This is a genomic window from Actinophytocola sp. (assembly GCF_045807065.1).
Classification (GTDB): domain Bacteria; phylum Actinomycetota; class Actinomycetes; order Mycobacteriales; family Pseudonocardiaceae; genus Actinophytocola.
Map to the genome: position 1 here is coordinate 1 of NZ_JBJMIE010000776.1, position 8,949 is coordinate 8,949.

Annotated in this window: 7 protein-coding genes and 1 pseudogene; 2 read left to right on the forward strand and 6 right to left on the reverse strand. The window is 74.2% G+C overall.

What is annotated here, in order from left to right:
• The 6 genes from ACJ73U_RS45230 to ACJ73U_RS45255 all read right to left on the reverse strand — a co-directional run.
• A partial coding sequence (locus tag ACJ73U_RS45230; protein ID WP_407783976.1) for a DUF6531 domain-containing protein occupies positions 1-581 on the reverse strand: 581 nt, incomplete at its 3' end.
• A 161-nt stretch (positions 582-742) separates the two neighbouring features.
• Positions 743-1,441 carry an ESX secretion-associated protein EspG gene (locus ACJ73U_RS45235; RefSeq protein ID WP_407783977.1) on the reverse strand — a complete coding sequence of 233 codons (699 nt, stop codon included), beginning with the start codon at positions 1,439-1,441 and terminating at the stop codon, positions 743-745.
• Positions 1,442-1,524: 83 nt separating this feature from the next.
• Entirely contained in the window at positions 1,525-4,290 is a 2,766-nt protein-coding gene (locus ACJ73U_RS45240) for an AAA family ATPase (RefSeq protein WP_407783978.1), read from the reverse strand.
• A gap of 27 nt (positions 4,291-4,317) precedes the next feature.
• Positions 4,318-5,061, reverse strand: coding sequence for an SDR family NAD(P)-dependent oxidoreductase (locus ACJ73U_RS45245; protein ID WP_407783979.1), 744 nt, complete (start codon positions 5,059-5,061; stop codon positions 4,318-4,320).
• Positions 5,062-5,226: 165 nt separating this feature from the next.
• Complete coding sequence (locus tag ACJ73U_RS45250; RefSeq protein ID WP_407783980.1) at positions 5,227-6,369, reverse strand: RNA polymerase sigma factor; 1,143 nt, start codon at positions 6,367-6,369, stop codon at positions 5,227-5,229.
• Positions 6,370-6,708 carry a YciI family protein gene (locus ACJ73U_RS45255; RefSeq protein WP_407783981.1) on the reverse strand — a complete coding sequence of 113 codons (339 nt, stop codon included), beginning with the start codon at positions 6,706-6,708 and terminating at the stop codon, positions 6,370-6,372.
• Positions 6,709-7,074: 366 nt separating this feature from the next.
• Between ACJ73U_RS45255 and ACJ73U_RS45260 the strand changes: the two are divergent.
• Positions 7,075-7,857 (forward strand): annotated as a pseudogene (locus tag ACJ73U_RS45260) (glycoside hydrolase family 27 protein); the annotation flags it as partial.
• Positions 7,858-7,914: 57 nt separating this feature from the next.
• The coding region (locus ACJ73U_RS45265) for an NPCBM/NEW2 domain-containing protein (protein WP_407783982.1) at positions 7,915-8,949 on the forward strand (1,035 nt) is incomplete at its 3' end.

The following is an 8,949-nucleotide window of genomic DNA, read 5'->3' on the forward strand; positions in this document are numbered from 1 at the left end:
ACGTCGAGCCGCTGGTCCAGTGTGGACGCCCAGGACGGGCCGAACCAGCGGCCGAGGCGGAAGCCGGACAGGTGCGTGCGGGAGACCGTGAACGGCAGGGCGCCGGCCAGCGCGACGTCGTCCTGGGGCATGACCAGCCAGCCGGTGGTGACGTCGATCGGGCCCCCGCACCGGGTCTTCTCCGCGACGGGTGCGCCGTGCGCGTCCGGGTTGTCGCCGAAACCCTTGGCACGCGGCGGTTGCCGACGCGCGCCGGACGGGGTCGCCGAGCCACCGAGGCCGCGGGAGCCGCGGAGGCCCGGGGAGTGGCCGCCCGTTGACCGCGTGGCCGGGTCGACCTCCAGGCTGTCGAGCACGGTGGTCAGCGCGTCGAGCGCGGTGCCGGCGACGCCCGTCGCGGTGGCCGCGCCGCCGTCCACGCGGACGGTCACGGTGACGATGCCGCCGGGGCTGGTCGCGGTCAGCCGCGGCGCCTCGGTGCGGGCGCCGGCCTCCTGGTAGTGCCGTGCCTCGGCGGCGAACCCCTCGGCCCACTGCTCGATGCGGTCCTGTGCCTCGTCCGGATCGCGGGCGGTGATCATCGGGTGATCCTTTCCGGGGGCCATTCCGTGGCCGGCGGGAAGGGCTCGGCGTTGGCCTCGTCGCGCTCGGCGTACTGGCGGGCGGTGGTGCGGACGTGCTCAGCGGCGGCTTGCACCGCGTCGACCGCCCTGTCCGCCGCGGGTGGACGACCCGCGCCGCGTCACCGGTCCGCCGTCAGCAGCGTGGTGACGGCCGCGATCAGCTCGGCGCGGCCGGCCGGGGTGTACCGGGCGGCGAAGTTGCCGGACCGGTCGCTCGTGGTGCGCACCAGGCGCCGCCCGCGGGCGGTGTCGACCCAGCCGAGCATGTCCGACCACCGGCCGTGCCGGCCGCGGCCGGACGCCACCATCAGCCCGCCGCCGAGCCGCGGTTCCGACTGCTCGGCGGGCTCGGCGGCGATCCGGTCGGGGCCGGCGGGAGGCTCCGCGGCCGGTGCCGGCGGCAGCGCGGCGACGACCGTCGCCACCAGCTCGGCGGCGGGGAACAGCTCGCAGCGCAGTTCCTCGTCGCTCTGCTGGGTGATCGTCATGGCCCGCTCGTCGTCGGACACCGCGAGCACGGTCAGGTCCCCGGGCGCGCCGGTGATCGACACGGCCACCCGGTGCTCAGCCAGCAGCTCGAACCCCGCCGACACGGACGGGTTCAGCCAGCCGTCCGCGGACAGGCCGCGACGCTCCAGCGCCTCGTCGACGGCCTTGGCCAGCGCGGCGAAGCGGACGGGGTCGACGGCCGTGCTGCCCAGCCGCAGCGGGAAGAGCCGGGACCGGACGCCGAACGTCTGCCGCAGCACGGACACGTCGACGGGGGCCAGGGTGAAGCCGAACCGGACGGCACCGACCAGCAGGGATTGCGCGTTCACGCATCCCAGCTTCTGCCCCGCGGGGTGGCGTAGTCATCGGCCACGGCACGTAGGTATTGGCGGTTGCTGGTATCGGCGGTTGCTCATTCGCCGACGGCCTCACGCATGATCTCGATGCGCGAACGCAGCCGCAGCTTGGCCAGGATGTTCGAGACATGAGTCTGCACCGTCCGGCGCGAAAGGAAGAGCTCGTCCGCGATGTCCGGGTTGGACATCCCGCGCGCGACGAGCTTGGCGACCCGCGTCTCGGCCGGCGTCAACGCCGCCCAGCCACTGGTCGGCCGGCGGCGCAGGCTGCGTGGACCACGGCGGATGCCGAACGGCCGCAGCCGCGCCTCCACCCGCCGCAGGTCCCACGCCGCGCCGAGGCCGTTGTAGACGTTCAGGGCGGCGGTGAACGCGGCGCGCGCGCGACCCGGCTCGTTGTCCTGGGCCAGCACGACCGCCGCCTCCTCCAGCGCGAGTGCCCGCTGCAGCGGCCAGCCGTGCTCGCCGTACCGCAGTGCGGCACCCAGCAGGCCCTCCGCGTCCCCGTCGCGGAGGGCCTGGCAGCAGCGGGCCGCGGCGATCCGGTCGGCCTGCGGGTCGGCGTCCGCGTCCGCCTGGCACAGGGCGACGGCCGCGTCGGCGAGGCCGCGGTCGCCGACCGACAGGGCGAGGCGGACCAGGTGCGGCATCAGCTCCTGGCGGGTGCGCTGGCCGGGCACGTCGCTCTGCTCCAGCAACGTGGACAGCCGGTCCAGCGCCCGCTCCGGCTCGCCGGCGACCTCGGCGGACAGCGACCACGCGGCGGCCAGTCGCCAGTTCGTCCGCAGCCGCGTCAGCTCGGCGAAGTCGTCACCGGCCGCCGCGAGCCAGGCGCCGGCGGCGTCCCGGTCGCCGCGGTGCAGTGCGACGAGCGCGCCGACCGCGGGCGGGTTGAGGTTGGCCCGGTTCGCGCGGAACTCGGCGTCGATGCCGCTCAGGTGGACGAGCGCGTCGTCCCAGTCGCCGTGCATGTAGCCGACCTCGGCTGCGGTGGCGAGCAGGCTGGCGGCGCGGAAGGTGCCCGCCCGCTCGGCCAGCACCAGCGCGCGTGGCAGGGACGCCTCGACGTCGTGCCACCGGCCGAGCACGGCCAGGTAGGTCAGGCGGTTGTTGGTGAGCATGAGGCGCAGGTCGGTCGACGCGGGGTCGTCGCCGAGCTCGGCCAGCGCCCGGTCGATGCGGTCGACGGCGGTCGGCGCGTCCACGACCAGGGTCGACGCGTGCAGCGCGTAGCCCAGCGTCAACCGGTCACCCGAGCGGGTGGCCTCGGCCAGTGCGTGCTCGGCGGTCGCGGTGGCCCGGTCGACCTCGCCGAAGGACGCGAAGTTGATCGCCGACCAGGCGGCGAGCCGGGCCCGCAGGTGCCGCGGGACGTCCGGGCCCACCGGCGCCGCGGCCAGCGCCAGTGCCTCCTCGGCCTGGCCGACGCGACCGGCGGCCCGCAGCCGCAGGATGGTCATGGTGGCGGCCAGCGCGGGGTCGTCCGTGTGCTGGGCGACCTCCGCGGCGAGCCGGCCCGCCTCCGGGCGGCCCAGCCAGTACAGGACCTGCGCGGCGCGGGCGGCGAGGACCGGCCAGAGCCGGCCGTCGGGGCTGCGGATGCGGGTGACGCGCGTGAGCAGCTCGGCGGCGACCTGCGGCACGGCGTACAGCATCGACTCGGGCACCTCGGCGAGCCACTCGGCCACCCAGCGGTCGGCGAAGCCCGGCGCGGCCAGCAGGTGTCGGGCGACGAGGTCGATGCCGTGGCCGGCGGCGGCCAGCTCCCTGGCGAGGTGGCCGTGCAGGCTCTCGACGGTGGCGGTCGAGGCCTGGCCGACGAGCACCTGGCGGATCACCTCGTGGCGGAACGCCAGGCGCGACCCGACCTCCTGGATCGCCCCGGCCGCGATGGCCTCCTCGACGGCGACGGTCAGCTCGGCCACGGACCGCCCGGTCGCGATGACCAGCTCGTCGATGCCGAAGTCGTTGCCCAGCAGGGCGGCCACGCGCAGCACGTCCGCGCTGGGGAACCGCAGCCGGCCGCGGATCGCGACCGCGAGCGAGTCGGGCACGGCGCCGTCCGCACCGTGGAACTCGCCGTCGGTGACGAGGCCGTCCCTGGTGAGCGCGTCGACGAGTTCCCTGACGTACAAGGGGTTCCCGCCGGCCCTGGCCAGCTCCCGGCGCAGGCGCGGCCCCGGTTGCGCCCCGAGCAGGCGCTCGGCGACGCGGGCGGCGCCGTCCTCGCTCAGCGGGCCCAGCTCGACCAGCTCGCCGCGGCGTTCGCGGGTGAGGTCGTGCAGGCGGGCGACGGTCCCCCGGGAGGGTGCGGGGCGGTCGGTGGCCAGGAGCAGCAACGGGATCTGGTCGACGGCACGCGCGAGGCGGTTCCACAGCAGGAGGCTGGGCTCGTCGGCGAACTGGAGGTCCTCCAGGACGAGGACGACCGGCCCGGCGGTGCAGAGGCGGTCGACCAGTTCGAGCAGCCGCTCGCCGGCCGCCAGCACCGGGTCGGCGGCGCCGGTGTCCTCGCCGCGGAGGAGGCGGTGGATGGCCGCCCTGGCCGGGTCGTCCGCGCGGGCCGACACCCCGAAGGCATCGGCCATCAGGCGGAGCGGAAACGCCTGGGCGAGCTCGTCCCCGGCGGCGCGGTGGACGGCGCAGCCCTGCCTGGCGGCCGCACCGGCCACCACGTCGACGAGCGCCGACTTGCCGATGCCGGGCTCACCCCGAACCCAGCCGAGACCTCCCCTGCCCGCGGCGACCAGGCGTGTCAGTTCGTGCAGCCGCGCCAGCTCCCGCTCCCGCCCGATGAGCTGTTCGTCCCTCCTCACCGCCATGTAACGCAGACTACTTTTCGCGTTCGCTCAGGTGTTGAATCCTCCGTCCACGGTGAGGCTTGTCCCAGTGATGTATCTCGCGTCCGGGCCGGCGAGGAACGCCACCGCGGCGGCGATGTCGGCCGGGTCCGCGTAGTGGCCCAGCGCGATGTGCGCCTTCTGCGGCTCGGCGGCCGGGCCGTCGGCGGGGTTCATGTCGGTGTCCGTCGCGCCGGGGTTGACCAGGTTCGCGGTGATGTTCCGGTCGCCGAGCTCGCGGGCGAGCGCCTTGGTCAGACCGGCCAGCGCCGCCTTGCTCGTGGCGTACAGGGCGAAGCCGGGGAACACCACGCGCTCGGCCACGTTGCTGCCGATGGTGATGATCCGCCCGCCGGCGGCCATGTGCCGGACCGCGACCAGCGCCGCGACGAACGGCGCCCGGACGTTGACCGCGATGGTCCGGTCGAACTGCGCCGGGGTCAGCTCCGCCAGCGGCCCGAGCACGCCGACACCCGCGTTGTTGACGAGGATGTCCAGACGCCCCAGCTCCCCCGCGGCCCGGTCGACGGCGGCGGCCACCGCGGCGGGGTCGGCGCTGTCGGCGCGCATCGCCACGGCCCGCCGACCGGCGGCCTTGACGTGGTCGGCGACCTCGTCCGCGCGCTCCTGGTTGCGGTGGAAGGTGAAGGCCACGTCGGCGCCGTCCTCGGCCAGGCGCCGCACCACCGCGGCACCGATGCCCCTGCTCCCCCCGGTCACCAGAGCGACCTTGCCTTCGAGTGCGTTGATCATGCGGATCAGCCTGGCCGGCGAGGGGCACCGGGTCTGGCGGCTAACGGACCGGGCGTTCCACCGACGCGGACCTCCTACGCGGCTGGGGACGAGCCCGCCGGCGAGCCGGACCTGTCGGTGCCGCGTGGGACGATCGAACCGGGGGCCGGAGGCCACGCCCAGCACTCACAGTTCACCCAGCCGACGCAACAGGAACCGCCGTTCCGCGTCCGTGGTCGTGCGAGCGAGAGCCGCCTCGTACGCCTGCCGCGCGGCGGCCACCTCGCCGCCGCGGCGCAGCAGCTCGGCCCGGGTGGAGTGGAAGTACCGGTAGTCGCCGAGGTCGAGTCCGTCCACAATGGCCAGTGCCGCACGCGGCCCCTCGGTCTCCGCGACCGCGACCGCGCGGTTGAGCGCGACGACCGGGGACCCGGTCAGCTCGTACAGCCGGCCGTAGAGCACCGCGACGGCCGGCCAGTCGATCTCCGGCTCGGTCTGCAGCGCGGCGATCGCGGCCTGCACCGCGTAGGTGCCGGCGGCGCCCAGCGCGGTCGCGCGGGCCAGCGCCGCCCGACCGCGCTCGAGCTGGGCCGCGTCCCACCGGCGCCGGTCCTGCGCGGCCAGCGGGACGATCTCGCCGTCCCGCACCCGGGCGGCCCGGCGCGCGTCGTGCAGGAGCATCAACGCCAGCAGCGCGAACACGTCCCGCTCGTCCGGCATGAGGTCGGACAGCGTGGTGCACAGCCAGATCGCCTCGGCGGCGAGGTCGACCCGGGCGTCGCCGTAGCCCTGGTTGAAGATCAGGTACAGCACCGACAGCACGGCGCGGAGCCGGTCGGGCAGCAGGTGGTCCGGTGGCGTGGTGAACGGGATCGCGGCCGCCCGGATCTTGCCGCGCGCCCGGGAGAGCCGTCGCTTCATGGTCTCCTCGGGCACCAGGAACGCCCTGGCGAGCTCGGCGGTGGACAGCCCGCCGAGCGCCCGCAGCGTGAGCGCGACCTGTGCCTGTGTGCCGAGCGCCGGGTGACAGCACAGGAAGATCAGCCGCAGCCGGTCGTCCTCGGCCGCGGTCTCCGCCGGCACGCCCGCCAGCAGGTGGGCCTTGGCGGTCAGGGTGCGGTCGCGGCGGATGCGGTCGATGGCCCGGTTGCGTGCCGTCACCAGCAGCCATGCCCTCGGGTTGTCCGGCGTCCCCGCGCGCGGCCACCGCTCGGCGGCCGCGGCGAAGGCTTCCTGCGCGGCTTCCTCGGCGAGGTCGAAGTCACCGAGGAAGCCGACGAGGGACGCGAGCACCCGGGCCCACTCGGCGCGGAAGACTCGGTCGAGCACTCAGTACTCCAGCAGCGGACGCACCTCGACGGAACCGCCCATCCGCACGGCCGGGATGCGGCCGACCACGTCCATGACGTCGTCGAGGTCCTTCGCCTCGGCGAGGAAGAAGCCGCCGAAGACCTCCTTGGTGTCCGCGAACGGGCCGTCGGTCAGCAGCAGGTCGCCGTCGGCGGACCGGACCGTCGTCGCGGTGTGCGCCGGTTGCAGCCGCTCCCCCGTGAGCACCCGCGCGTCCCGCCGGATGGCCAGGTACTCCGCGGTGATGGCCGCCCGCTCGTCCGCGTTCATGCCGGCATACGCACCGGGGCGCTCGTTGATCAACAGTGCGTACCTCATCGGGTCCTCCCGTAGCAGAGACGGACGGTGACCTTGCCCATGATGGGACCTCCTTCGTGGATCTGACGACAGGACGAACGCCGCACCGAGCCGGGGACCGCTCCCTGACGTGACCGCGGTCACAACGTACTTAACCGGATAAGTTGACGCCCTCCCGCGCTGAACAAAATGCTGAACAAAAACGGATTTATTGACACTAAACCGGTTCGGTGTTCTCATCGACGGGGCTTGTGTGGCACCGGTGCCGCTGGAGGAGCGATGCGTAGGATTCTCTGTTTGCTGCTCGCCGTCGTGCTCGTTCCCTGGGTCGGTTCCTCGGCCGTCGCGGCGCCGACGTCCGTGACCACGCTCGCGGCCACGCCGCCCATGGGGTTCAACAACTGGAACGCCTTCGGTTGTGACGTCAGCGAGGCGCTCATGAAGGAGACCGCCGACCGGCTGGTTTCCTCCGGGCTCAGGGATCTGGGCTACCGGTACGTCAACATCGACGACTGCTGGGCGTTGCACGACCGCGACGCCGACGGTCGCCTGGTGCCCGACCCGGCCAAGTTTCCCAGCGGTATCAAGGGCATCGCCGACTACGTGCACGGGAAGGGCCTCAAGCTCGGCATCTACGGCGACGCCGGCACCAGGACCTGCGCCGGCTACCCCGGCAGCCTCGGCCACGAGGACGTCGACGCCCAGACCTGGGCGAGCTGGGGCGTGGACTACCTGTAGTACGACAACTGCAACAACTCCTCCGACGGCTCGCAGGCCGACTACATCCGCCGCTACACCGCCATGCGGGACGCGCTGAGGAAGACCGGCCGGCCCATCGTCTACGCGATCTGCGAGTGGGGCCAGAACGAGCCGTGGGAGTGGGCGGAGAGCGTCGGCAACCTGTGGCGTACCACCGGGGACATCAACGACAGCTGGTCGTCGGTGGTCAACCTGCTCAAGCTGAACGCGCCGCTCGCGCCCTACGCCGGCCCGGGCCACTGGAACGACCCGGACATGATGGAGATCGGCAACGGCGGCATGACCGACACCGAGTACCGCACCCACATGAGCATGTGGGCGGTCATGGCGGCGCCGCTGCTGATCGGCACGGACATCCGCACGGCCTCGCCGGCCACGTTGGCCATCCTCGGCAACCGCGAGATCATCGCCGTCGACCAGGACCGGCTCGGCGTGCAGGGCCGGGTGGTCACCGACGAGAACGGGCTGATGGTGCTCGACAAGCCGCTCGCCGACGGGGACCGGGCCATCGCGCTCTACAACTCCACCGACGCGCTCGCGACCGTCAGCGTCCCGGCCGCGCGGACCGGCCTGCGCCACGCGAACGCCTACCGCCTGCGGGACCTGTGGACCGGCGACGTCCGCCAGGCACGCGACACCATCGCGGCGGCCGTGCCGGCACACGGCACCGTCGTCTACCGCGTCCGCCCGCTGCGGGCGCCTGGGCACACCGCGCCGTCGGTCACGGTCGGCGCGGCGCTCGGCACGCTCGTGCCCGGCGAGAGCGGCACGCTCACCACGACCGTGACCAACCGCGGCGCCGGCGCGATCCGCGACGTGGAACTCACCGCGCGGGCGCCCCAGGGCTGGACGGTCACCGGCACCGCGAAGCGGCGCACACTGCCGACCGACGCCGCCATGGACGCCACCTGGACGGTCACGGCCCCGCCGGGCACGCCCGCCGGCCAGTACCCGATCAGCCTCACGGCCGCGTACACGTGGGGCCGCCACCGCGGCACGTCGGTCAGCGAGGTCGTCGGCACGGTGGTGAACGCGCCGCCGGACGGGCGCCGGTACCTGAGCACCCTGGCACCCGTGCGGTCCACCAACGGCCTCGGCCCGATCGGCACCGACCTCAGCAACGGCGGCGACGCGACCGGCGACGGCTCGCTGATCACCATCGCCGGTCGCGTCTACCAGCGCGGGATCGGCACCACCGCGCCCAGCGAGATCCTGTACTACCTCGGCGGCCGCTGCACGAACCTCACCACCGACGCCGGCCTGGACGACGAGGCGACCGCGTCCGGCCCCGCGACCTTCACCGTCCGCGCCGACGACACAACGGTCGCCGAGGCCGTCGTGCACCCGGGTGACCCGGCGACGACGCTCACCGCCGACCTGACCGGCGTGTCCTGGCTGCGCCTGAGCACCACGGCGGCGGCGAACGAGCACACCGACTGGGCCGCACCGGCCCTGGCCTGCGGCGGCGCCACCCCGGACGACCCGGTCGAGCCGGTCGACCGG